The sequence below is a fragment of the Enterobacter cloacae complex sp. P29RS genome (genome assembly GCF_014893445.1).
Classification (GTDB): Bacteria; Pseudomonadota; Gammaproteobacteria; order Enterobacterales; family Enterobacteriaceae; genus Enterobacter; species Enterobacter intestinihominis.
In genome coordinates, this window is sequence record NZ_JADBPZ010000017.1 from 67,554 (window position 1) to 91,444 (window position 23,891).

Annotated in this window: 24 protein-coding genes; 10 read left to right on the forward strand and 14 right to left on the reverse strand. The window is 56.1% G+C overall.

Annotation, left to right across the window (positions count from 1 at the left end; genetic code table 11):
* Positions 1–10 precede the first annotated feature (10 nt).
* From IM282_RS14125 to IM282_RS14140, 4 genes are all read right to left on the reverse strand, one after another.
* On the reverse strand, positions 11–2,533 hold the full coding sequence (locus tag IM282_RS14125) for a fimbria/pilus outer membrane usher protein (protein WP_192970504.1): 2,523 nt from the start codon (positions 2,531–2,533) through the stop codon (positions 11–13).
* 35 nt (positions 2,534–2,568) lie between these two features.
* Positions 2,569–3,297, reverse strand: a complete 729-nt coding sequence (locus tag IM282_RS14130) for a molecular chaperone (RefSeq protein WP_192970505.1) — start codon at positions 3,295–3,297, stop codon at positions 2,569–2,571.
* 59 nt (positions 3,298–3,356) lie between these two features.
* Positions 3,357–3,896 (reverse strand): fimbrial protein, encoded by a 540-nt coding sequence (locus IM282_RS14135; RefSeq protein ID WP_022649829.1) that lies wholly within the window; start codon positions 3,894–3,896, stop codon positions 3,357–3,359.
* A 465-nt stretch (positions 3,897–4,361) separates the two neighbouring features.
* Positions 4,362–4,910 carry a helix-turn-helix domain-containing protein gene (locus tag IM282_RS14140; RefSeq protein ID WP_022649830.1) on the reverse strand — a complete coding sequence of 183 codons (549 nt, stop codon included), beginning with the start codon at positions 4,908–4,910 and terminating at the stop codon, positions 4,362–4,364.
* Between the two features lie 103 nt (positions 4,911–5,013).
* Between IM282_RS14140 and IM282_RS14145 the strand changes: the two genes are divergently transcribed.
* Both IM282_RS14145 and IM282_RS14150 read left to right on the forward strand, forming a co-directional pair.
* A complete protein-coding gene (locus IM282_RS14145) occupies positions 5,014–5,673 on the forward strand; it encodes an AzlC family ABC transporter permease (RefSeq protein WP_003861971.1) in 660 nt (219 codons plus the stop codon).
* Positions 5,673–5,996: an AzlD domain-containing protein gene (locus IM282_RS14150; protein ID WP_022649832.1), complete on the forward strand. Its 324-nt coding sequence runs from the start codon at positions 5,673–5,675 to the stop codon at positions 5,994–5,996. Before IM282_RS14145 ends, IM282_RS14150 begins: the two co-directional genes overlap by 1 nt.
* Before the next feature lie 40 nt (positions 5,997–6,036).
* Here the strand turns inward: IM282_RS14150 and IM282_RS14155 are convergent, their stop codons facing one another.
* Both IM282_RS14155 and fdhD read right to left on the reverse strand, forming a co-directional pair.
* Entirely contained in the window at positions 6,037–6,249 is a 213-nt protein-coding gene (locus IM282_RS14155; protein ID WP_003861966.1) for a DUF1471 domain-containing protein, read from the reverse strand.
* Between the two features lie 114 nt (positions 6,250–6,363).
* Positions 6,364–7,200, reverse strand: coding sequence for a formate dehydrogenase accessory sulfurtransferase FdhD (fdhD, locus tag IM282_RS14160; RefSeq protein ID WP_192970506.1), 837 nt, complete (start codon positions 7,198–7,200; stop codon positions 6,364–6,366).
* A gap of 371 nt (positions 7,201–7,571) precedes the next feature.
* Here fdhD and fdnG point away from each other — a divergent pair, with 371 nt between their 5' ends.
* From fdnG to fdhE, 4 genes are read left to right on the forward strand one after another with little or no spacing between them, the layout of a single operon-like run.
* On the forward strand, positions 7,572–10,622 hold the full coding sequence (gene fdnG, locus IM282_RS14165) for a formate dehydrogenase-N subunit alpha (protein WP_100248971.1): 3,051 nt from the start codon (positions 7,572–7,574) through the stop codon (positions 10,620–10,622).
* Positions 10,623–10,634: 12 nt separating this feature from the next.
* Positions 10,635–11,537, forward strand: a complete 903-nt coding sequence (gene fdxH, locus IM282_RS14170) for a formate dehydrogenase subunit beta (RefSeq protein ID WP_003861960.1) — start codon at positions 10,635–10,637, stop codon at positions 11,535–11,537.
* On the forward strand, positions 11,534–12,169 hold the full coding sequence (gene fdoI / locus IM282_RS14175) for a formate dehydrogenase cytochrome b556 subunit (RefSeq protein WP_006808711.1): 636 nt from the start codon (positions 11,534–11,536) through the stop codon (positions 12,167–12,169). The genes fdxH and fdoI overlap by 4 nt, the downstream gene beginning before the upstream one ends.
* Positions 12,166–13,095, forward strand: a complete 930-nt coding sequence (fdhE, locus tag IM282_RS14180) for a formate dehydrogenase accessory protein FdhE (RefSeq protein WP_022649835.1) — start codon at positions 12,166–12,168, stop codon at positions 13,093–13,095. Before fdoI ends, fdhE begins: the two co-directional genes overlap by 4 nt.
* Positions 13,096–13,136: 41 nt before the next feature.
* On the opposite strand, the gene nadS is transcribed toward fdhE, so the two are convergent.
* The 8 genes from nadS to IM282_RS14220 form a co-directional block, all read right to left on the reverse strand.
* A complete protein-coding gene (gene nadS / locus IM282_RS14185; protein ID WP_032626927.1) occupies positions 13,137–13,427 on the reverse strand; it encodes a NadS family protein in 291 nt (96 codons plus the stop codon).
* Positions 13,428–13,739 carry a hypothetical protein gene (locus IM282_RS14190; RefSeq protein WP_022649837.1) on the reverse strand — a complete coding sequence of 104 codons (312 nt, stop codon included), beginning with the start codon at positions 13,737–13,739 and terminating at the stop codon, positions 13,428–13,430.
* Positions 13,740–13,887: 148 nt separating this feature from the next.
* Positions 13,888–14,829 (reverse strand): fatty acid biosynthesis protein FabY, encoded by a 942-nt coding sequence (fabY, locus tag IM282_RS14195; RefSeq protein WP_022649838.1) that lies wholly within the window; start codon positions 14,827–14,829, stop codon positions 13,888–13,890.
* 44 nt (positions 14,830–14,873) lie between these two features.
* Entirely contained in the window at positions 14,874–15,311 is a 438-nt protein-coding gene (gene dtd / locus IM282_RS14200) for a D-aminoacyl-tRNA deacylase (RefSeq protein ID WP_063150747.1), read from the reverse strand.
* Positions 15,308–16,189: a virulence factor BrkB family protein gene (locus IM282_RS14205; RefSeq protein ID WP_023298923.1), complete on the reverse strand. Its 882-nt coding sequence runs from the start codon at positions 16,187–16,189 to the stop codon at positions 15,308–15,310. Before IM282_RS14205 ends, dtd begins: the two co-directional genes overlap by 4 nt.
* Positions 16,183–16,782 carry a glucose-1-phosphatase gene (gene yihX / locus IM282_RS14210; RefSeq protein ID WP_003861947.1) on the reverse strand — a complete coding sequence of 200 codons (600 nt, stop codon included), beginning with the start codon at positions 16,780–16,782 and terminating at the stop codon, positions 16,183–16,185. Before yihX ends, IM282_RS14205 begins: the two co-directional genes overlap by 7 nt.
* Before the next feature lie 118 nt (positions 16,783–16,900).
* On the reverse strand, positions 16,901–17,701 hold the full coding sequence (locus IM282_RS14215; protein WP_154850591.1) for a DeoR/GlpR family DNA-binding transcription regulator: 801 nt from the start codon (positions 17,699–17,701) through the stop codon (positions 16,901–16,903).
* Positions 17,702–17,735: 34 nt separating this feature from the next.
* The gene (locus IM282_RS14220) at positions 17,736–18,632 is read right to left on the reverse strand and encodes a sugar kinase (RefSeq protein WP_048966000.1); all 897 of its coding nucleotides are present in this window, start codon (positions 18,630–18,632) and stop codon (positions 17,736–17,738) included.
* Between the two features lie 155 nt (positions 18,633–18,787).
* On the opposite strand from IM282_RS14220, the gene yihU reads away from it, so the two are divergent.
* From yihU to IM282_RS14240, 4 genes are read left to right on the forward strand one after another with little or no spacing between them, the layout of a single operon-like run.
* Complete coding sequence (gene yihU / locus IM282_RS14225) at positions 18,788–19,678, forward strand: sulfolactaldehyde 3-reductase (protein WP_022649844.1); 891 nt, start codon at positions 18,788–18,790, stop codon at positions 19,676–19,678.
* A 17-nt stretch (positions 19,679–19,695) separates the two neighbouring features.
* On the forward strand, positions 19,696–20,571 hold the full coding sequence (yihT, locus tag IM282_RS14230; RefSeq protein WP_046621299.1) for a sulfofructosephosphate aldolase: 876 nt from the start codon (positions 19,696–19,698) through the stop codon (positions 20,569–20,571).
* Between the two features lie 14 nt (positions 20,572–20,585).
* Positions 20,586–21,827 carry a sulfoquinovose isomerase gene (yihS, locus tag IM282_RS14235; RefSeq protein WP_192970507.1) on the forward strand — a complete coding sequence of 414 codons (1,242 nt, stop codon included), beginning with the start codon at positions 20,586–20,588 and terminating at the stop codon, positions 21,825–21,827.
* Between the two features lie 16 nt (positions 21,828–21,843).
* Positions 21,844–23,868, forward strand: a complete 2,025-nt coding sequence (locus IM282_RS14240) for an alpha-glucosidase (RefSeq protein ID WP_192970508.1) — start codon at positions 21,844–21,846, stop codon at positions 23,866–23,868.
* Positions 23,869–23,891: the final 23 nt, after the last annotated feature.

Consider the following 23,891-nt stretch of genomic DNA (forward strand, 5'->3'; position numbering starts at 1 on the left):
CCTGGTGGGCTTAACGGCAAGGCAACGTTAATACCCGTAACGGTTCCGACGGCTGCGTATTTTGCCAGGCTATCCGACAGCTTTCCTGCTGGGCCTCCCCCCACTTAATCCGCAATATGCCTTTCTCGTCGCTGGCGCGAAAATAAAGCTGACTCGCCTGCCCCATCATGCCAATGCTGTTGTCATACTCATCGTAAACGGCGGCCCCCATCGGGATAACCTCACCTTTCAGCCTCTGCGCAGTGATCAACATGGCCTGTCCCTGAAGCGTGGTGTAGCGCAGGCGAACCATCGCCCCGGCGAATGGCGCAACACGCTGAACCGATGTCTGGAGTTCCACATCGTCGGCCATGTCTTGCGGGTCCAGGCTGACAGTATTGAACTGATAAGGCACCAACGATGGTGCAAGCGCATAGCCAAACGCGTTCACCTGTGCCCCTTGCCCGCCGGATATCCGAGCGCCATCCGCACCGGGTGCTTCAATCAATGCGAAGGTGTCACCAAGATACGGTCCCGGCGTGATACCTCCACGATGCAATACCAGTGCCCCCTGTAACGATGCCGACGCCTGCCAGTAATCGCTGGAGGAAGACCACGACGCGCCGCCGCTGGCCCAAGGGAAATTCTTCTGAAAATTTGCTCCCCAGACGGACTGCTCCCCGCGATCGTTTGTGGCGTAGTTGAGGCTGTAGCTCAGCGGATCGCGCTCACCCATCACCCCGCTAAGCGTCGACTGATAATCTCCGCCGTCATCATCACTATGGTTAGCGCTAATCGAAAGCATTGGCGAGTAGCGACTCTGCCCAAGCGGAATAGAAAACGATAATGACCACAGCGTTTGCGTTTTTGCCTGCCAGGCGTCGCTCCAGTCGACGGCGTTCCCCATGCCGTTTTGTGAAGATGGGGTGATTCGTCGGGTGCGCGCCGCCGTAAGGTTCACCGATATGCCGTAGGCAAATGCCTTACTCCAGCTGGCCTGAAGCTGCTTATCGCGGCTTTTCTGGTCGCGATAGTCCTGTGAAGAGAAGGAAAGATTAATATTACCCAACCAGTCCAGCGCCTGGCTGGCCGAAAGCTCAACCCTGGAGCGCTGCCGCCAGGTGGAGGATTGCCACTCCTCATTATGCGCAGCGCGTGAACCGAGCACATCGTACAGCTCAGCATAGCCGCCTGTAGAGTAGCGGTAGCCCGCCAACGCAACCGACGTCCCCGTCTGTGGAAAATGTTTACTGTAGTTGAGCCTGGACATCCAGCCGGTTTGGTAATCGTCGCTGTTCAGCCGTGCGCGCGAGAAAGTGCTGTCCATCCCCCATGCGCCCAGCGTGGAACTGTAAACGCCGCCGAGCATAAACGCCTGATAGCCGTTTGCCAGTTGATTGCCCGCATTGATAGTGAGCGCATTCGTTACCCCGTGCTGCCAGACAATTTCACTGAATTCGTCATTGTTGCCCACGTCCCGCACGCGCCCCACTGTCGCACTGTATTCCGAAAACCCCGCGCGCATGGATTCCGCCAGCGCGGAAAAGGGTACGTTAAACGTACTTTCACTCCCATCCGCTTCCGTGACAATGACGTTCAGATCGCCTGCGTAATTAGTGGGATAAAGATCGTCAATCGCAAACGCACCGGGCGCGACCGTGGTTTCATAGAGCGTGTTGTTGCCCTGGCGAATGGTTACTTTGGCGTTGGTTCGCGCAATCCCACGCACCACTGGCGCGTAGCCGCGCTGAGATTCCGGACGCATTCGGGTATCGGAGGTGAGCTGCACGCCGCGAAAGCTGATCCCGGAAAAAAATCTGCCGTCGGTGTAGCCTTCGCCAATCATCATTTCACTGCGCAGCGGCACAATCGCTCGCTGGACATAGCGCCGCGTTGTTGTCCAATGGCTGCCCAGATCGCTGTCATAGTTGAGCGCAGACTGCTGACGATAGCGCCACAGTCCCAGATTTAACCCGCCATTCAGGTTCAGGTAAGTGGAATCTGTCGTGCCACCGCCATCCTGCTTTTGCGTGACGTGGTACTGGTTAGCCATGTAGTTGAGAAAGAGCATACTTTCTCCGGACTCCAGGCTCTCTTCACGTATTCCTCCTCGCGGCAGTTTATCCAGCAGGGTTTGTGGTACCGAAAAATCAACACGCATTTGCGACATCACGCTGCTCACCGTGATGCCGGAAAAAAGCGCATTGTCCGGACGATAGCAGCCTTCTCCAGGCTCTTCCGGCAACGATTTCAGCCCAATCTTTTTTAAGGTACCCCAGCTAAAACACGGCATTACGCGATGTTCCACGGCTGTAAATACGATGTCATCCCTCGCGGCCAGCGTACCGTTAACATATAGATCCAGTGTATAACTGCCGGGCTTGATCATTGAATCCTGGTTTAACTGTTCAATATCAACCTTATTCAGGCCAGACCCGCGAAGTAGCGACGCGTCAAAGACATACGCTTCTTGCGCTTGCACGAAAGAGGTGCTGATTAACGTCAGCGTCGAGACAAACAGACAACACCGGGGATACGCGCGATGTCGGAGCATAAAACCCTCCCTGCCCACTCTTTCCATGTCGACTTCTAGCGAGGCAGCGTGAAGGTGTGGCTCACCGCCGTGCCATAATCATTCATGGCGTAAACCGTGACATATGTGGCCACCGGATCGGTTAAAACCCAGCGTGTGTCGCCAAATGGTGGAATCATCACCGATTGGCCAACTGCCGTAGATTTCTCACCTCGGGTTAACAGCGCGTTGCGCAGTGAAATATGCCATGGCGTAGGGTTTTGTAACGTCAGCATATTTCCTTTACGCTGCACCTGAAGTTGCGTCAGAGCCTGACTGGCGTCGCCGCGCAGACCGGGCGGGCGATAAAATACTTTGAGCCGGCTTTTTACAATCAATGCCAGGCGATTCTGTGCAAGATCGGACGATTTAATGGCGGGATATTGCAAATAATTAAACCAGAACACGGACTCGCGATCCTGTGGGAGCGGTTGGGTCTGCCCTGTAAATTTTAGCCGCAGCGCATGACCATTCAGCGCATTAATCCGAAATATTTGTGGCGTGACGATAAAAGGTGCATCCGCTGTGTCTGGCGTTGAATCTGGGTTATTTTTATCCAGCCACACCTGCACCAGCATCGGTGTATCACCATTGTTAGAAAATTCTACAACCTTATCTTTTGCATCGGCAGAATAAATTATTCTATTACCTTTAAGAATAACACTGGAAGATGCTATGTTCGATATAAAAATAGAAGACAAAAATGCCATTACAGCAATAAAACAGCATTTATTAGTGTACAGCATATACACCTCCCTAATTAATAGGGAATAAATGGCGCTACGTTAAGTAGCGCCTAAAAGAGTTACAAATAGGTAATTGCGAACTGTGCTTGCGCTTCTACTGCTCCGGCCGTAGCCCCGCCAGCAGAAGAGTAGTAACGTGCAGCCATATCAAAGGAGACAGAGTCTGGACCGCTCGTTCCACCTACCGTCTGCATAGACGTTTTTGCTATGCCGCTGGTGAAGTCCAGCTCGGTCGTGCCTTCAAGTAGCTGAATAGCAACGTTCGTCGCCGGGCTTGCCGCCGCGATATTTTTTAGGTTGTTACCGTCCAGATAATTACTGACAAAACGTACGCCTGCCGAAGATGACGACGTCGCAGTAACATCGCAGCCGCTCAACGTCACAGTGAAAGGCGTTTGCCCTGCGCTGGACCCCGCGGCCGTCAACTCGCTTTTACTGACGGCAGGCAACAGGACAACCGGATAAGAATCGGTGCCATTAATTTTTATGGTACAGGTTTGATCGGTAACTTCTCCTAAAAAACGTACGGTATTATTTGCATAGACAGCGCCACTTACTCCGACAGATACAATAAATGCTACTAGCACTCTTTTTTTCATTTTTATTGTCTCCTTTACATGCCCTTATCGTTATAAGAGCCAATGCGCGAATAATGATTATTTCTTAGAACAAACATACCCCTATAAAAATTATGTGTAAATATATTTCAGAGGTTAACAAATCATAAAAATAAGCAGCCCTGCGAAAAAACAAGGTAATCACACATAAATTCCATGAATAACAAAAATAGGTTAACAGGATAAAGTATCGCCATTAAACGTGACGTCTCCCACCTAACCCAATGAATTCTCGCATAAACGAACAATTAGTCTTTCATATTTATTTATAATCCAAATGATTAAATATTCTAAAAACTGTATTAAACTTAAATTAAAGTACAAAGAACAATTCACGCCATAAATGATTTAATGGTCGAATATATTTAATATGGATATTTAGTTTTATGATCTTAGTCTCATTTTATCGCCCCGCTGTCGTCTTACCGGCAGCGGGTTTGCCGCTGTTTAGCTTTGTTCCGCCACCAGCAGCGCGTGCGTATCTGGCTCCAGCGCCTTAAAGATATGCGGCTGGTCAGCGGGATAGCAAATGTAATCCCCCGGGCCGAGCTCTTCCGCCGCGTCGATCAGGCCGACCATCGCCCGCCCCTGGGTCACGATAATATGCTCAACCGACCCTGGCGGATGCGGCTGGGAAATACGGTCTGCCCCCGGCTGAGTCAGCAGCAGGTAGATATCACGACGCGCCCCCGGCGGACACGCCGCGAGCAAAATCGCCTCGTAGTTCGCCTGCCCGGCGACAACTTTTGTGCCCTCGCCGCGGCGGATCACCTGCGTGACGGGCTGCTGTGGCTCCAGTAACCGGGCAAACGGAATATCCAGCGCCACGCAAAGCGACCAGAGCGTTTCCAGGCTAGGGTTGCCGTTGCCAGACTCCAGTTGTGAAAGCGTGGATTTGGCGATCCCGGCACGGCGGGCGATCTCCGCCAGCGAAAGTCCGGTTCGCAGGCGTTCTCGCACCAGGCTTCTGGCGATTACGCTGATTGGCTGCGTCATAATAACGGCCTCATTCTCTCTATAACGAACGAATCGTTCGCCTTGTAAAACGTTTTTGATGCGTTCATTATAATGGAAATACGTTCGATATGGCTAAAATGGTATGAAGAATCACCTCTCTTGCCTGAAAGGCGACACGATAAAAGCGATCGTCCTGGTCTGCCTCGCGGTGGGCGTGGTCGGCATGTCCTACGGCTCGCTGGCGATGGCCTACGGCTTCCCGCTGTGGGTGCCATTTGTCCTCTCCCTCACGGTGCTGGCAGGCGCATCCGAGTTTATGTTTATCGGCATCGTAGCGAGCGGCGGCAATCCGCTGGCGGCGGCCGCAGCCGGTTTACTGGTAAACGCGCGCCATGTGCCGTTCGGCGTGACGGTGCGTGACCTGGTGGGCAAGCGCGGCCTAAGCTTTCTGGGCTGTCATATCATGAACGATGAAAGCGTGGTGTTTGGCCTGTCGCAAAAAACCGCCGAGCAGCGTAAAGCGGCCTACTGGCTGTGCGGGTTAGGCGTGGCAATCATCTGGCCGCTGGGCGCGGTGCTGGGGGCGATGGTCGGCAAGCTACTGCCAGACCCGGAAACCATCGGGCTGGACGCGGTGTTCCCGGCGATCCTGCTGGCGTTAGTGGTGCCGGCATTTAAAAACCGTACCACGCTGATCCGCGCCTGTAGCGGCGCGGTGTTGTCGCTGGCCGCCGTACCGTTTGCGCCGGTTGGCCTGCCGGTGCTGCTCTCTTTGCTCGGCCTTGCCGCGAGGAAAAAATAATGGAAAACATGACGGTCTTTATTCTCGGCATCGCCATTCTTTCTGCCGGAACCTATCTGATGCGTCTCGGCGGGGCAAAACTCGGCAGCCGGCTGGCGCTTTCTGAACGTTCGCAGGCGCTGCTTTCAGACGCGGCTACCGTTTTGTTGTTCTCCGTCGCGCTGGCGACAACGTTTTATGAAGGGGACCATTTTGCCGGGATGGCGCGCGTGCTGGGGGTGGGGTTCGCGGTGTTTTTGGCCTGGCGCAAAATGCCGTTAATTGTGGTGATCGTCGCGGCGGCGGTGGTGACGGCTCTGCTGCGTCTGGCGGGCATAAACTAAAAAAGCGCCCCAGGGGCGCTCTTTCGACGGTACTGCGAAATTATTTGTTCAGTTCAGCGGTCATGTGTACGCGGTTACCGGTGAATGCCTGAGTAATTTTGTAGGATGACGCGCCCGCTTCCTGAGCCTGTGCGGCGATTTTAGCTTCTGCACCGTCCAGCGTAGAGGCGGATGCGGTCACAGTCTGCGCAGCGAAAGAACCGAAAGATGTAGCCAGAGCGATTACTGCGACAAAAGTTTTGATGCTTTTCATGAGATAAACCCTTTCGTTAAGTTGTTTAGATAAGGCACCATGCCTTGATGAGATAAATACTAGACCTCATCATGAACAACTAAAAGCGGAAGGATTTGCTATACTCATTCAAAATTACTGATTAACAATTAATCGCTGCGGATGGGTGTAAATTGTCGCCCTGCCTGGCTTACAGAACCCCACCAGCGTCAGGTTGCAGCGCTCCGCCACTTCAACCGCCAGCGTGGTTGCCGCTGACACCGCAAACAAAATTTCCACGCCGCACATGGCGGATTTTTGCACCATCTCGTAGCTGGCGCGGCTGGAAACGAGCGCGGCCCCTTGCAGCCAGACGTTGTTTTCCCGAGCGCGACGGCCCAGCAGCTTATCCAGCGCGACGTGGCGGCCAACATCTTCATGCCCGCCTGCAATGCTCCCCGACGGCAATACCCACGCCGCCGCATGCGTACAACCGCTGAGCTGGCCGATGGGCTGAACGTCATTCAGGTGCACAAGCGCCCGATCAAGATGCGCCAGATTGAACGTCTGGGTGAACGGCAGCGGGATAATGGGTTTGCCGATATCGTTAAGCTGTTCAACACCGCACACGCCGCAGCCGGTACGTCCGGCCAGCGCCCGGCGGCGCTCTTTCAGCCCCATAAAGCGGCGGCTGGAGAGTTCGATTTGCACTTCGAGACCGTTACAGGCCGGTACGACGTCCATGCCGTAGATCTCCTGCGGATGCGCAATGATGCCTTCCGAGAGGGAGAAACCGATGGCGAACAGCTCGAGATCTTTCGGCGAGGCCATCATCACCACATGCGAAATCCCGTTGTAAACCAGGGCGACGGGGACCTCTTCCGCCAGAAAATCCGGCGTGGCATGTGAAATGTGAGGCGGTCTGTGTACCGACAGTTCCACAATGCCCGCAGGCAGTGGCGACGCGTGGGTAGCACGGTTTTGTTTAAACACGACGGTATTCCTGAACAACCACGGAAGTGAGCCTGCTATTGCACCACAAACAGCGGACCTTACGCATAGTATGGATCAACTTTTCAGCATCCATTCTCCTACTCAATTCGGAGGGGTGCAACCGGTCATCTGCTACACACCCTTAACATCCGCAGAGAGAAATGTGATTGATATCACACTTTATAATCAATGCCGTGATAATACGTTCACTTTGTTTTAACGCCGTTGGAACAGGCGTACCGACATTGTGGTATTCTGGGCTTATCCCTCGGAGAAATGAGGGATTAACGCAAATTTTTCTCCTTTGCGGTTAATTCTCAACCGCAAAGTAAAACTACATAGCAATGTCGTAATGAACCAAGGAGTGACCCATGCAGGTCAGCAGAAGGCAGTTCTTTAAGATCTGCGCTGGCGGTATGGCAGGCACCACGGCGGCGGCACTGGGCTTTGCGCCCGGCGTAGCGCTGGCGGAAACTCGGCAGTATAAACTGCTGCGCACCCGCGAAACCCGTAACACCTGTACGTACTGCTCCGTCGGCTGTGGGCTGTTAATGTATAGCCTCGGCGACGGTGCGAAAAACGCCAAAGCATCTATTTTCCACATCGAAGGCGATCCGGATCATCCGGTCAACCGTGGTGCGCTGTGTCCGAAAGGGGCCGGTCTGGTAGATTTTATCCACTCTGAAAGCCGCCTGAAGTTTCCTGAGTACCGTGCTCCCGGCTCTGACAAATGGCAACAAATCAGCTGGGAAGAGGCGTTCGATCGCATCGCTAAGCTGATGAAAGAAGACCGCGATGCCAACTTTATTGCGAAGAATGCCGAAGGCACCACCGTTAACCGCTGGCTCTCCACCGGCATGCTGTGTGCTTCAGCGTCCAGTAACGAAACCGGCTATTTAACCCAGAAATTTACGCGCGCACTCGGTATGCTCGCGGTCGACAACCAGGCGCGTGTCTGACACGGACCAACGGTAGCAAGTCTTGCTCCAACATTTGGTCGCGGTGCGATGACCAACCACTGGGTCGACATCAAGAACGCCAACCTTATTGTGGTGATGGGCGGTAACGCCGCTGAAGCGCACCCTGTCGGGTTCCGCTGGGCGATGGAAGCCAAAATCCACAACGGCGCGAAGCTGATTGTGATCGATCCCCGCTTTACGCGTACAGCGTCAGTGGCGGATTTCTACACCCCTATTCGTTCAGGTACTGACATCACTTTCCTGTCAGGCGTATTGCTGTACCTGATGACCAACGAAAAATATAACCGCGAGTACACCGAAGCCTATACCAACGCCAGCCTGATCGTGCGTGAGGATTACCACTTCGAAGATGGCCTGTTCAGCGGTTATGACGCCGAAAAACGCAGGTACGACAAAACCAGCTGGAACTACGAGCTGGACGAAAACGGCTTTGCGAAGCGCGACACCACCCTGCAACACCCGCGCTGCGTGTGGAACCTGCTGAAAGAGCACGTGTCCCGCTATACGCCAGAGGTTGTCGAAAACATCTGTGGGACGCCGAAGGCGGACTTCCTGAAGGTGTGCGAGTTGATTGCGGAAACCAGCGCGAAAGATAAAACCGCGTCGTTCCTGTATGCACTCGGCTGGACGCAGCACTCCATCGGCGCGCAGAACATCCGCACCATGGCGATGGTTCAGTTGCTGCTCGGCAACATGGGGATGGCAGGCGGCGGCGTTAACGCCCTGCGCGGTCACTCCAACATTCAGGGTCTGACCGACCTTGGCCTGCTGTCTCAGAGCCTGACGGGTTACATGAACCTGCCGAGCGAGAAACAGACCGACCTGCAAACCTATCTGACGGCCAGCACGCCAAAACCGCTGCTCGAAGGCCAGGTAAACTACTGGGGCAACTATCCGAAGTTCTTCGTCTCGCTGATGAAAGCCTTCTACGGCGACAAGGCGACGGCGGAAAACAGCTGGGGCTTTGACTGGCTGCCGAAGTGGGACAAAGGGTACGACGTCCTCCAGTACTTCGAAATGATGCACCAGGGCCAGGTCAACGGCTATATCTGCCAGGGCTTTAACCCGGTGGCGTCGTTCCCGAACAAGAACAAGGTTGTCGAGTCTCTGTCGAAACTGAAGTACCTGGTGACGATTGACCCGCTCAATACCGAAACCTCGACGTTCTGGCAGAACCACGGTGAGTCGAACGATGTCGACCCGTCGAAGATTCAGACCGAAGTGTTCCGTCTGCCGTCCACCTGCTTCGCGGAAGAGAACGGCTCTATCGTCAACTCTGGCCGCTGGTTGCAGTGGCACTGGAAAGGCGCGGACGCCCCGGGCATCGCCCTGAACGACGGCGAGATCCTGGCCGGTATCTTCTTACGCCTGCGTAAAATGTACGCGGCTGAAGGCGGCGCAACGCCTGAGCCGGTGCTGAACATGACCTGGAACTATTCGACGCCGGAAAACCCTGCGCCGGAAGAAGTGGCCATGGAGAGCAACGGTAAGGCGCTGGCGGACGTTATCGACCCGGCGACCGGCACCGTGCTGGCGAAGAAAGGCGATCAGCTCAGCACCTTCGCACACCTGCGTGACGACGGTACGACGTCAAGCGGCTGCTGGATCTTTGCCGGTAGCTGGACGCCGAAAGGCAACCAGATGGCCAACCGCGATAACGCCGACCCGTCGGGCCTCGGTAATACGCTGGGCTGGGCATGGGCATGGCCGCTTAACCGCCGCATCCTCTATAACCGTGCCTCTGCTGACCCGCAGGGCAACCCGTGGGATCCGAAGCGTCAGCTACTGAAGTGGGACGGCGCGAAATGGGGCGGCGTGGATATTCCGGACTACAGCACTGCCGCACCAGGCAGCGATGTCGGGCCGTTTATCATGCAGCCTGAAGGGATGGGGCGCCTGTTTGCTATCGATAAGATGGCGGAAGGTCCGTTCCCGGAACACTATGAGCCGTTTGAGACGCCGCTGGGTACTAACCCGCTGCACCCGAACGTGGTCTCTAACCCGGCAGCCCGTATCTTCAAGGGCGATTTTGAAGCGCTGGGTAAAAAGGACAAGTTCCCGTATGTCGGCACCACCTACCGTCTGACCGAGCACTTCCACTACTGGACCAAGCACGCGCTGCTTAACGCCATCGCGCAGCCGGAACAGTTTGTGGAGATCGGCGAGAAGCTGGCGGACAAGCTCGGCATCGCCCATGGCGATACCGTGAAGGTCTCCTCTAACCGCGGCTACATCAAAGCCAAGGCGGTGGTGACCAAGCGTATTCGCACGCTGAACGTTCATGGTCAGCAGGTGGATACCATCGGCATCCCAATTCACTGGGGTTATGAGGGCGTGGCGAAGAAAGGGTTCATTGCGAATACCCTGACGCCGTTCGTCGGTGATGCGAACACGCAGACGCCGGAGTTTAAGGCCTTCCTCGTGAACGTGGAAAAGGTGTAACGGAGACGACTTATGGCTTATCAATCTCAAGACATTATCCGTCGTTCCGCGACTAACGGTTTCACGCCCGCGCCTCAGGCGCGGGACCACCAGCAGGAAGTGGCGAAGCTTATCGACGTGACCACCTGTATCGGCTGTAAAGCCTGTCAGGTGGCTTGTTCAGAGTGGAACGACATCCGTGACGAAGTGGGTCACAACGTCGGGGTGTACGACAACCCGGCGGACCTGACCGCCAAGTCCTGGACGGTAATGCGTTTCTCGGAAGTGGAACAGAACGACAAACTGGAATGGCTTATCCGCAAAGACGGCTGTATGCACTGTGCGGATCCGGGCTGCCTGAAGGCGTGTCCGTCAGAAGGGGCTATCATTCAGTATGCCAACGGCATCGTCGACTTCCAGTCTGAGCAGTGTATTGGCTGCGGCTACTGCATCGCGGGCTGTCCGTTCGACGTGCCGCGCATGAACCCGGAAGACAACCGCGTCTACAAATGTACGCTGTGCGTTGACCGCGTAAATGTCGGTCAGGAGCCAGCCTGCGTGAAGACCTGCCCAACCGGCGCTATCCACTTTGGCTCTAAAGAGGATATGAAAACGCTGGCGGCAGAGCGCGTGGGCGAGCTGAAAACCCGTGGTTACGATAACGCGGGCCTGTACGATCCGGCCGGGGTTGGCGGTACGCACGTGATGTACGTGCTGCACCACGCCGACAAGCCGAATCTGTACCATGGCCTGCCGGAGAACCCGGAAATCAGCGCCACCGTGAAGTTCTGGAAAGGTATCTGGAAACCGCTGGCCGCGGTCGGTTTTGCGGCCACCTTTGCAGCGAGCATCTTCCACTACGTCGGCGTTGGTCCGAACCGCGCGGAAGAGGAAGACGACAACCTGCATGAAGAGAAAGACGAGGTGCGCAAATGAGAAAACGTGACACCATCGTGCGCTACACCGCGCCGGAACGCATCAACCACTGGGTCACCGCCTTCTGCTTCATGCTGGCGGCGATAAGCGGGCTGGGGTTCTTCTTCCCCTCCTTCAACTGGCTGATGCAGATACTGGGCACGCCGCAGCTGGCGCGCATCCTGCACCCGTTCGTGGGTGTGGTGATGTTTGCCTCGTTTATCATCATGTTTTTCCGCTACTGGCACCATAACCTAATCAATCGGGATGATATCTTTTGGGCGAAGAATATTCGTAAGATCGTCGTCAACGAGGAAGTGGGTGATACCGGGCGTTATAACTTCGGCCAGAAATGCGTATTCTGGGCGGCGATTATCTTCCTGGTCCTGTTGCTGGTGAGCGGCGTGATCATCTGGCGTCCGTACTTTGCGCCTGCTTTCTCAATCCCGGTGATCCGATTTGCGCTGATGCTGCATTCATTTGCCGCAGTGGCGTTAATTGTGGTTATCATGGTGCATATCTACGCCGCCCTTTGGGTGAAAGGCACCATTACCGCGATGGTGGAAGGATGGGTAACCAGTACGTGGGCGAAGAAACATCACCCGCGCTGGTACCGTGAAGTCCGCCAGAAACAGGAAAAGTCATCTGAATGAGTATTCGCATAATCCCGCAAGATGAGCTGGGGTCGAGCGAGAAACGCACGGCGGATTATATTCCGCCGTTGTTGTTCCCCAGACTCAAGAACCTCTACAACCGCCGCGCAGAGCGTCTGCGCGAACTGGCAGAGAACAACCCGCTGGGCGATTTTCTGCGTTTTGCCGCGCTGGTCGCCCATGCGCAGGAAGTGGTGCTATACGACCACCCGCTGCAAATGGATCTGACCGCACGCATCAAAGAAGCCAATGCGCAGGGCAAGCCGCCGCTGGACATTCACGTTCTGCCGCGCGACAAGCACTGGCATAAGCTGCTGCATTCGCTGATTGCCGAGCTGAAGCCCGAAATGAGCGGCACGGCGCTGGCGGTCATTGAGAACCTGGAAAAAGCCTCAGAGCAAGAGCTGGAAGAGATGGCGAGCGCGCTGTTTGCCTCCGACTTCTCGCTGGTGAGCAGCGATAAAGCGCCGTTCATCTGGGCTGCGCTGTCGCTCTACTGGGCGCAAATGGCGAGCCTGATCCCGGGTAAAGCCCGCGCTGAATATGGCGAAGCGCGCCAGTTTTGCCCGGTGTGCGGCTCAATGCCGGTCTCCAGCATGGTACAGATTGGTACGACGCAGGGGCTGCGCTACTTGCACTGCAACCTGTGTGAAACCGAGTGGCACGTAGTGCGCATCAAGTGCAGCAACTGCGAACAGACCCGCGATCTGAACTATTGGTCGCTGGAAAACGAAGACGCGGCGGTGAAAGCCGAAAGCTGCGGCGACTGCGGGACCTACCTGAAGATTCTGTATCAGGAAAAAGACCCGAAAGTCGAAGCGGTAGCCGACGATCTCGCCTCGCTGATCCTGGACGCGAAGATGGAGCAGGAGGGCTTTGCCCGTAGCTCGATCAACCCGTTCCTGTTCCCGGGGGAAGGGGAGTAATCTCCACTAAAGCCCGGCGAGCCTCTGTGCAACCGGGCTATTTACTGCGATAGGGCTGGGATGACATGTTGAGGGTCGTTAGCAATGGCGCGCAATAGCGCTTTAGCGGGGCCTGTAGGTGAGCGTCTGCCTTGTTCCCAGTTACGCAACGTATCAACGCTAACTGAGATTAAGTTCGCGAATTTACTCTGCGACAACCCGGACGCCTGACGAATTTCTTTTATTTTCATCGCATCAATTTGAAACGTACGCGACGGCTCTCGTTGGCCCTCGGCAATTTCGTTGATTTGCGCAATGCTTTGGGTTAATCGCTCAAACAGCGCCTTATCCATTTACCACCTCTCAATCATCTTTTTCAGTATGGCTTTTTCACCCGCGGAGAGGTCATCTTTGATCCCTTTGCGATAGATGAGCAGCAACCTGATTTCACACTCACGCGTACGGTGAAAATAGATAACTCTGACTCCACTACGCTTTCCCTTACCGCCAGCAAGCCAGCGAATCTTTCGCAAGCCTCCCGTATTCTGGATCAGATCGCCGTAATCCGGTTGCGTTGCCAGGAATATTTGGAACCTATGATATTCGTCGTCATCCAGTAACGTTTTGACGTCTTCTGTAAAAATATCCGTTTCAATGAATAGCATATATCGTACGCCATTGGCTTATAGTAGCAAACATCCAATGTACGTCAATGACGTACCCCTAGCTGATTACGTTAATGGGATACGCTGAATAAAGCGAAGTATAATTCCTGCTACGTTGTGTATTTGCGAGCCGCTTTCCAGACGACTGCTACTCCTCCTCGTTCCCGCCCTCTTCATACGCGCCATACGGCTTCGCAGGCAGAACGATATAGGTGCCTTCAAACACCGCGCCCGGCGTTTCATCGCCGAACAGCTCAACCTGCATTTGTACGCGTGCTTTACGCCCACGCGCCAGACGGTCGAGATCGCCGCCCAGTGCACCCAGGTCAGCTACCGCGCTCGGCTTGCCGCTGATCGGCGCGCTGTAGCGGATATGGGCATCGGCCAGAATAATGGTGCCGCCGAGATGACGTTCGCGCAGCATCAGCCAGATCAGTCCCCAGCCGGTGAGCGTGGCGAGTGAAAACAGGCTACCGGCAAACAGGGTATGGTGTGGGTTCTGGTTGCCGGTTTCCGGCATGGTGGTAATAAATTTTTGCCCGGTATATTGCTGAATACGCACGCCCATTTTTTCACTGAGCGGAATGTGCTGATACCACGCCTGCTGGAGCTGCCCGCACCAGTCGGCACGATGGAGAATATCGTCCAGGGTGGCGATGGGTTTGATCATCAAAAAGTGACGAATCGGCGTAGTTTGCGGGGCGGTGATTTCCCCCTGATTCACGAAACCAAGCTTGGCAAAGAACTCAACGGCATCTTCACGGGCGCTACAGGTGACGCGCTTGACCCCTTCCTGACGGGCGACGGATTCCAGCGTCATTGCCATCAGCGTTCCGAGGCCTTTGTCCTGCACGGAGGGGTGAACGGCCATAAAGCGGATTGAAGCTTCGTTGTCGGCATTGATATACAGACGCCCCACGGCAACCAGATTGCCCTCTTCATCAACCACCATCTGGTGGTGCGCCATCGCGTCCCAGGCGTCGCGTTCAGACCCTTTAGGTTGATGCAGTGGCTTGCGCAGCATTTCCCAGCGGAAATGGTAATAAACCTCTAACTCTTCTTCCGTTTGCGGTACTCGAAGGTGATACATAGCTGTACTCTCTCTTGTTACCCGCGGCCAGGCCGCCAGTTGGCTCATACCTGGAGCCAGAATGTGACGGGGCCATCGTTCACCAGCGAAACCTGCATATCCGCAGCGAATCGTCCGGTTTGTGTATTCATGTCCTGTTGGCGACAGCGCTCAACAAAGTACTCGTAAAGGGCTTCTGCGCGATCCGGTGCCGCGCCCTTCGAAAAACTCGGCCGCATGCCGCGTTCGGTATCCGCAGCCAGCGTAAACTGGGACACCACCAGCACGCTGCCGCCCGCCTGCTGAACGTTCAGGTTCATCTTGCCTTCCGCATCGCTGAAAATGCGGTAGCCCAGCACGCGCTCACACAAGCGGTTGGCTTTTTGTTCGTCGTCATCCTTTTCGACACCCAGGAGCACCAAAAGTCCTGGGCCGATTTCACCCGTCACCTCATGCGCCACGGTGACGCTGGCACGGGTTACGCGCTGAATCAATGCAATCATGGTTGGTCTGCTTCTTGTTGTTTTTCAGCTTCTGCTGCTTTTTTAAGTTCGCGGTAGACCCCGAGAGTGACAGTTATTTCGGCGCCAAGCAAGACGATGCACCACGTCCAGTAGACCCAGACAAACAAAATGGGGATCACCGCCAGTACGCCGTAAATCAGCTGATAAGAGGGGAACATGGTGATATAAAGCGCGAATCCTTTCTTGCCCAACTCAAAGAGCAACGCCGCGACCAGCGCACCCACCACGGCATCACGGTTGGGTACGCGCGTAGTTGGCACCACGCTATAAAGCAGCCAGAACGAAAGCCACGATAAAATCAGCGGGAAGATGCGCAGCACGTTATCGATCACGCTGTTTAAATCGCTCGCCCAGCGCAGCGAAAGAAGGTAGGAGCTGATCGCCAGGCTCGCCCCCGCCAGCAAGGGGCCGAGGGTTAAAATCATCCAGTAGACGGCAAAGGAATAGACCTTTGGGCGGACTTTTTTGCTCCGCCAGATAGTGTTGAGCGCACTGTCGATGGAGTACATCAGCAGCAGCGCGGTAACAATAAGCCCACACGCCCCCACCGCCGTCATCTTGCTGGAGTTAGCGACAAACTGTTCAATGTAGTTCTGGATCACATCGCCGGTGGCAGGAATAAAGTTTGCGAAAACAAAATGGCGAAGCTGCATGCTCACATCGGCAAACATCGGAAAAGCCGAAAAAAGCGCAAAAATCACCGCCACCAGCGGAACCAGCGAAAGCAAGGACACGTAAGCGAGATTGCCCGCCAGCGTGGTCATGTTGTCCTCATCAATGCGATGCCAGAGGAGTTTCAGCCACGCCCTCAGCGGGCGCGTGTGGTGATTGGCTTTTTGATGAACGGTTTTTAGCATAACTGCTTCGCAAAGTAGTTCGGTATCGTCTCTTTTCCGGTCACCAGAATGGAGGTGATACCTAACTGATTAGCCCCTTCTATATTATCGGCGTTGTCGTCAAAAAAGACCGCATCCGCTGCCGTGAATCCTTCTTCCTGCAATACCGCCTGATAGATGCGCGCCTCAGGTTTACGCATCCCCATCTCCTGGGAGAGATACACTTTATCTGCCGCCGCGTGAATTTCCGGGTATTCATCCGGCCAGAAGGTGGTATGCAGGCGGTTGGTATTAGACAGCACGACAACGCGATGCCCCTGCTCGCGCAGCTTGTGCATGATGTCGATCACTTCGGGGCGGATCGCGACAAATATAGCCTGCCAGCCATGGGAAAATTGCTCGTAACTTAACGAGAGACCCATTTCCTGACAGAAACGCTCTGCGAACGCTTCGTCGCTGATCTCACCGCGCTCGTGCAAATGGAAAGTCTCACCCATCGCGAAATTCTGCTTTAACGTCGCCAGCGGAACACGGCTAAAATCGCTCCATGCGCCCAGCACCCGGTTAAAATCGATATCGACGATTACATTTCCTAAGTCAAAGATATAAAGCATGTTTATCTCCTTTCGCCGTGGAAAAGTAACTGTAGCGGGAAAGAGAAAGTTTAGCTATGCGCCAGATTCAGCTTAGAGAAAGGAAAGGCCCGAATCGCAATATCGGGCCATAAGACGATCAGCCAGCCTGCTGCTCTTCTCCGGAATTCACTTCGACAACCTCAACCTTGCTGGATTTTAGGTGACTTTGCAGCGCCGGGCCGGGCAGCTCATCGGTGAACAGTGCCGTCGCCTGCGCCACGTTGCCAATTTCAACCGCCGCGGAGGCGTGGTATTTCGTATGATCGGCCGCCAGTAAAATGTGACGGGAGTGGGCAATCATGGTTTTCACCACGCTGGCTTCGTTAACGTCAAATTCCATCATCGCGCCGTCGTGCTCTATCGCCCCCACGCTGGTCACGAGGTAGTCCGCCCGGAAGCCAGACACAAACGCCGTTGCCGCAGGCCCGATAATGCCGCCGTTATGCGGGCGCAGCGTACCGCCAGGTAACATCACCTCAAAACGCGGGTTCTTATAAAGAATGTGCGCCACCCGCAGGCTGTTGGTGATGATGCGCAGATGATTATGATTAAGCAGTGCCCGGGCAACGTGCTCCACGGTCGTCCCGATAGTGATAAAGATGGTCGAGCCATCCGGGATATAGTCCGCAATCGCTTCGGCAATCGCCCGTTTCTCTTCGGTAAGCGAAACTTCACGCTGTTCGAACGCCGTATTGACCACGCTGGATGCCCTGCCCGCACCGCCGTGATGACGGGTGATCAGCCCCTGCTCGCTGAGCTTACGGATATCCCGGCGCACGGTTTGCGTCGACACATCCAGCAGCTGCGCCAGTTCATCAATGTTCATATAGCCGCGATCGGCAATCAGCGTCAGCAGCTGATCGTGACGCGGGTTGCCGGTCAGTTCGGTAAGGCTCATGGGCTGTCCTCTGAAAACCATCACGCCCCGCATTTTATACAAAAAGTGACAAAAAAGAGCGGGTTTGATCACAGTCGGGTATACCCGCGCGCCCGCCGGGCTTTGTGCATTTCAGTGCTGCGACGGCGCTGGCAAAACGCACGGCGTCTGCGGCGGGCAATTTCTGCCCCAGGCTGACCGCCAGCGCACCGTGGAACACGTCGCCCGCGCCGGTGGTATCAATGACCTTCACTTCAAATCCAGGCTGATGACATAGCGCGCCGTTTTCCAGCCAGAAACAGCCGTCTCGCCCCTGCGTGACATACACATGTCCATTTGTGAGCATTTGTGCTTTTTTTAATGCGTCTTCTGTTTCATCCAACTGCGTTAAACGCCGCAGTCCCGGCGCAGAGAAGGCCGAGTGATCGCTTAAGGCGATCAGCTCCGCGATATCCTGCGGGGTAACATCCGCATCCAGCAACGTCGGAACGCCCTGCTGACGGGCCAGGGTAAATGCCTGTTTTGCCCCGTCATGCCAGCGCACGTCGGCTAAGACAATGTCCCACTGAGAGAAGTCGATTTCATGCAGCCAGCCTGCCTCGGCGGGCAGATCGGGGCTGGGGTAGTTGGCAATCACTCTTTCCCCACCTGCGTCCACCAGCACCGCCGATTGCGACGATCGGGCCCCCTTAACTACGCGCGTATAGCGGGTGTTCACCCCCAGGGATTCCAGCTCCGCAAGCAACCGTCTGCCGGTATCGTCGTCCCCCACCCGACCAATAAAATCCACTTCCGCGCCCAGTTTCGCGGCTGCCACTGCCGCCGTTGCCGCCGGGCCGCCGCCCACTTCCGTGTAGTCTTTTGCGACATATTTCCCACCTTCTTTTGGTAAATCATCGAGATACCAGATGCGATCCAGCACGGTAATGCCGACACAAACGATGCGAGTCATGGTGATTCCTTCTGCGATTTCTGATGCCTTCATTTTAATTTCACCAAATGTTTAAAAAGTGACCCATGTCAATTTTTTGACTATAAATTACAAATACGATCAAAAACAGACACCACAAACGCGCAAAAATTGACACGATGTGACAGGAGAGAGGCATGTCAGCAATCGCATTTATCGGTTTAGGACAGATGGGCGCGCCCATGGCGAAGAATCTGTTGAAACAGGGCCACCAGCTTAACGTTTTTGATGTGAACCCGCAGGCGGTTCAGGCGCTGGTAGAGAGCGGCGCCCGGGCGGCGGCAACGCCCGCACAGGCAGCAACGGATGCCGAATTCGTGATCACTATGCTGCCAAACGGCGACCTGGTGCGCAGCGTGCTGTTCGGCGAGCACGGCGTGTGCGAAGGGTTGTCCCGCGACGCGCTGGTCATTGATATGTCCACCATTCACCCGCTGCAAACCGACGCGCTGATCCGCGACATGGCTGAGCAAGGCTTCAGCCTGATGGACGTGCCCGTCGGGCGCACCTCTGATCATGCCATCGCCGGTACGCTACTCCTGCTGGCAGGCGGCACGGCAGAGCAGGTTGAGCGCGCCACCCCCGTCTTAATGGCGATGGGTAATGAACTGATTAACGCCGGCGGGCCGGGAATGGGCATCCGCGTGAAGCTCATCAATAACTACATGAGCATCGCCCTGAACGCCCTTTCCGCCGAGGCCGCCGTACTGTGCGAAGCGCTTGGCCTCTCCTTTGACGTGGCGCTCAAGGTGATGAGCGGCACACCTGCGGGCAAAGGCCACTTCACCACGTCATGGCCGAACAAGGTGCTGAAAGGGGATCTTTCACCCGCCTTCATGATCGACCTTGCGCATAAGGATCTGGGGATCGCCCTCGACGTGGCCAACCAGCTGCATGTCCCAATGCCGCTGGGCGCGGCTTCCCGCGAAGTTTACAACCAGGCACGCGCCGCCGGGCGCGGGCGCGAAGACTGGACAGCCATTCTTGAACAGGTTCGCGCATCTGCCGGGCTGAAAAAATCACACTGATACGAAAGGACTGAGGAATGACGATGTACACCCTGAAAGATATCACCCGACCTTCCGGCGGTTTTGCGATGCTGGCCGTGGATCAGCGCGAAGCGATGCGCCTGATGTTTGCGGCGGCAGGCGCGCCGGTACCGGTAACCGACGAGCACCTGACGGATTTTAAAGTCAACGCGGCAAAAATTCTGTCGCCGTACGCCTCTGCCATTCTCGTCGACCAGCAGTTCTGCTATCGCCAGATTGTCGAGCAGCGGGCCGTGGCCAAAAGCTGCGCGATGATTGTGGCAGCCGACGAGTTTATTCCAGGGAACGGTATTCCGGTCGACAGCGTGGTGATCGACAAGAGCATTGACGCGCAGGCGGTCAAACGCGACGGCGGCAAGGCGCTGAAGCTGCTGGTGCTGTGGCGCAGCGATGAAGATCCGCAGCAGCGCCTGGAGATGGTGAAAGCGTTCAATACGCTGTGCCACGATAACGGTCTGTTGAGCATTATCGAGCCGGTTGTGCGTCCACCGCGCCGCGGCGCCGCGTTTGACCGCGAGCAGGCGATTATCGATGCGGCCAAAGAGCTGGGCGACAGCGGTGCCGACCTCTACAAAGTGGAAATGCCGCTGTTTGGTAAGGGCACGCAGCACGAGCTATTGACGGCCTCGCAGAAGCTGAACGAGAACATCGCCATGCCGTGGGTGATCCTCTCCTCCGGCGTGGACGATAAGTTATTCCCGCGCGCGGTGAGCGTGGCGATGCAGGCGGGGGCATCGGGCTTTTTAGCCGGTCGCGCCGTCTGGTCCTCTGTGATTGGCCTGCCGGACACCGAGTTGATGCTGCGTGATATTTCCGTACCAAAACTTCAGCGTCTGGGTGAGATCGTCGACGAAATGATGGCTCGCCGTTAAGAAAGGATCCGAACATGAAATGGTTTAATACCCTGAGCCATAACCGCTGGCTCGAACAAGAGACCGACCGCATTCTCGATTTCGGTAAAAACGCCGCCGTACCGACCGGCTTTGGCTGGCTGGGCAATAACGGGCAGGTGCGTAGCGATATGGGCACCCATCTGTGGATCACAGCCCGCATGCTGCACGTGTACGCGGTGGCGGCGAACATGGGACGTCCTGGTGCGTACGCCCTGGTTGAGCACGGCATTAATGCCCTGAACGGTCCGCTGCGCGACAAACAGCACGGCGGCTGGTACGCCTGCGTAAACGATGAAGGCGTAATTGATGCCTCCAAGCAGGGCTATCAGCATTTCTTCGTCCTGCTGGGCGCGGCGAGCGCCGTCACCACCGGCCATCCGCAGGCACGCAAGTTGCTGGACGACGCCATCGAGGTGATTGAGCGCTACTTCTGGAGCGAACAGGAGCAGATGTGCCTGGAGTCCTGGGATGAAGCCTTCAGCAAAACGGAAGATTACCGCGGCGGTAACGTCAACATGCACGCCGTGGAAGCCTTCCTGATCGTTTATGACGTGACCCACGACCGTAAATGGCTCGACCGCGCCCTGCGCATCGCCTCGGTGATTATTCACGACGTGGCGCGCAAAGGGGAGTACCGCGTTAACGAGCATTTCGACACCAACTGGAACCCGATCCGCGACTACAACATCGATAACCCCGCCCACCGCTTCCGCGCCTACGGCGGCACGCCGGGGCACTGGATTGAGTGGGGTCGCCTGATGCTGCACCTGCGCGCCGCGCTGGAAGCCCGCTTTGAAACCCCGCCGGAATGGCTGCTGGAAGATGCGAAAGGACTGTTCCACGCCACCATCCGGGACGCCTGGGCACCCGACGGGGCCGATGGCTTTGTCTACTCCGTGGGCTGGGACGGTAAACCTATCGTCCGCGAACGCGTGCGCTGGCCAATCGTCGAAGCGATGGGTACGGCTTACACGCTCTACACCGTCACCGGTGAGGCGCAGTACGAAGCCTGGTATCAGAAGTGGTGGGATTACTGCATCAAGTACCTGATGGATTACGAAAACGGTTCATGGTGGCAGGAGCTGGACACCAATAACGAAGTGACCACCAAAGTCTGGGACGGCAAGCAGGATATTTACCATCTGCTGCACTGCCTGGTGATCCCCCGCCTGCCGCTGGCGCCGGGCTTAGCGCCTGCCGTAGCCGCCGGATTACTGGATAGCCTGGCCAAATAATAAAGACGGAGTTTTTATGCGTACCCTACACAATATTGACCTGAAAAATAACGAAAGTGGTTTTACCCTGCGCTGGCAGGACCGTCTGATTTTATCCCACTCTGCGGATGCCCCTTGCCTGTGGATCGGCGCAGGTGAGGCGGATATCGAGATGTTTCGCGGCAACTTCAGCATCAAAGACAAGCTCAACGAAAAGATTGCCCTGACGAACGCGACCGTTACGCAGCAAAGCACGGGCTGGGCAATCCGCTTTACCCGCGGCGACGCGGTGAGCGCGACACTGCTGGTGAGCGTAGATGCTGAAGGCCGTCTGGAGCTGAAGCTGAAAAATGACGCCGCCAGCCATAACCGCATCTGGCTGCGGCTGGCAGCTCAGCCTGACGATCATATTTACGGCTGCGGCGAGCAGTTCTCGTATTTCGATCTGCGCGGCAAGCCGTTTCCGCTGTGGACCAGCGAGCAGGGCGTGGGCCGCAATAAGCAGACCTATGTCACCTGGCAGGCCGACTGCAAAGAGAACGCGGGCGGCGATTACTACTGGACCTTCTTCCCGCAGCCTACCTTCGTGAGCACCCAGAAGTACTACTGCCACGTGGATAACAGCTGTTATATGAACTTCGACTTCAGCGCGCCGGACTTCCACGAGCTGGCGTTCTGGGAAGATAACGCCACGCTGCGCTTCGAATGCGCAGAAACCTACGTCGATCTGCTGGAAAAACTGACCGGCCTGCTGGGGCGTCAGCCTGAACTGCCGGACTGGGTTTACGACGGCGTGACGCTGGGTATTCAGGGTGGCACCGAGGTGTGTCAGCAGAAGCTCGACGCCATGCGCGAGGGCGGCGTGAAGGTGAACGGCATCTGGGCGCAGGACTGGTCCGGCATCCGGATGACCTCCTTCGGCAAACGCGTGATGTGGAACTGGAAGTGGAACAGCGCGCTCTATCCGCAGCTTGATGAGCGGATTGCGCAGTGGAAACAGGAAGGCGTGCAGTTCCTCTCCTATATCAACCCGTACGTCGCCAGCGATAAAGATCTCTGCGAAGAGGCGGCGAAACGCGGCTATCTGACCAAAAACGCCAACGGCGAGGATTACCACGTTGAGTTCGGCGAATTCTACGCGGGCGTTATCGACCTGACCAACCCGGCAGCCTACGGCTGGTACAAAGAGGTCATCAAAAAGAACCTGATCGAACTGGGCTGCGGCGGCTGGATGGCCGATTTCGGGGAATATCTGCCGACCGATACCTTCCTGCACAACGGCGTTAGCGCGGAGATCATGCATAACGCCTGGCCTGCCCTGTGGGCGAAATGTAACTACGAAGCACTGGAGGAGACCGGCAAGCTCGGGGAGATCCTGTTCTTCATGCGCGCGGGCTACACCGGCAGCCAGAAGCACTCGGTGATGATGTGGGCGGGGGATCAGAACGTCGACTGGAGCCTGGACGATGGTCTGGCGTCCGTCGTACCGGCGGCGCTGTCTCTGGCGATGACCGGGCACGGGCTGCACCACAGCGACATTGGCGGCTATACGACGCTGTTCGAGATGAAGCGCAGCAAAGAGCTGCTGCTGCGCTGGTGCGACTTCAGCGCCTTTACGCCGATGATGCGTACCCACGAGGGCAATCGCCCTGGCGACAACTGGCAGTTCGACGGCGACGCCGAAACCATCGCGCACTTCGCGCGCATGACCACCGTGTTCACCACTCTGAAGCCGTACATCAAAGCTGCGGTTGCGCAGAACGCGAAAAGCGGCCTGCCGGTGATGCGTCCGCTGTTCCTGCACTACGAGGACGACGCGCGCGCCTACACGCTGAAATACCAGTACCTGTTTGGCCGCGATCTGCTGGTGGCCCCGGTTCATGAAGAGGGACGCCGCGACTGGTCGCTCTATCTGCCGCAGGACAGCTGGGTCAATGCGTGGACGGGGGAAACCTGCCAGGGCGGTGACATCACCGTTGATGCCCCGCTCGGCAAACCGCCGGTCTTCTATCGCCAGCAAAGCGAATGGGCAGATCTGTTTAGCACCTTACGTCATATCTGATAAGGCTCGCCCGCGGGGAAACC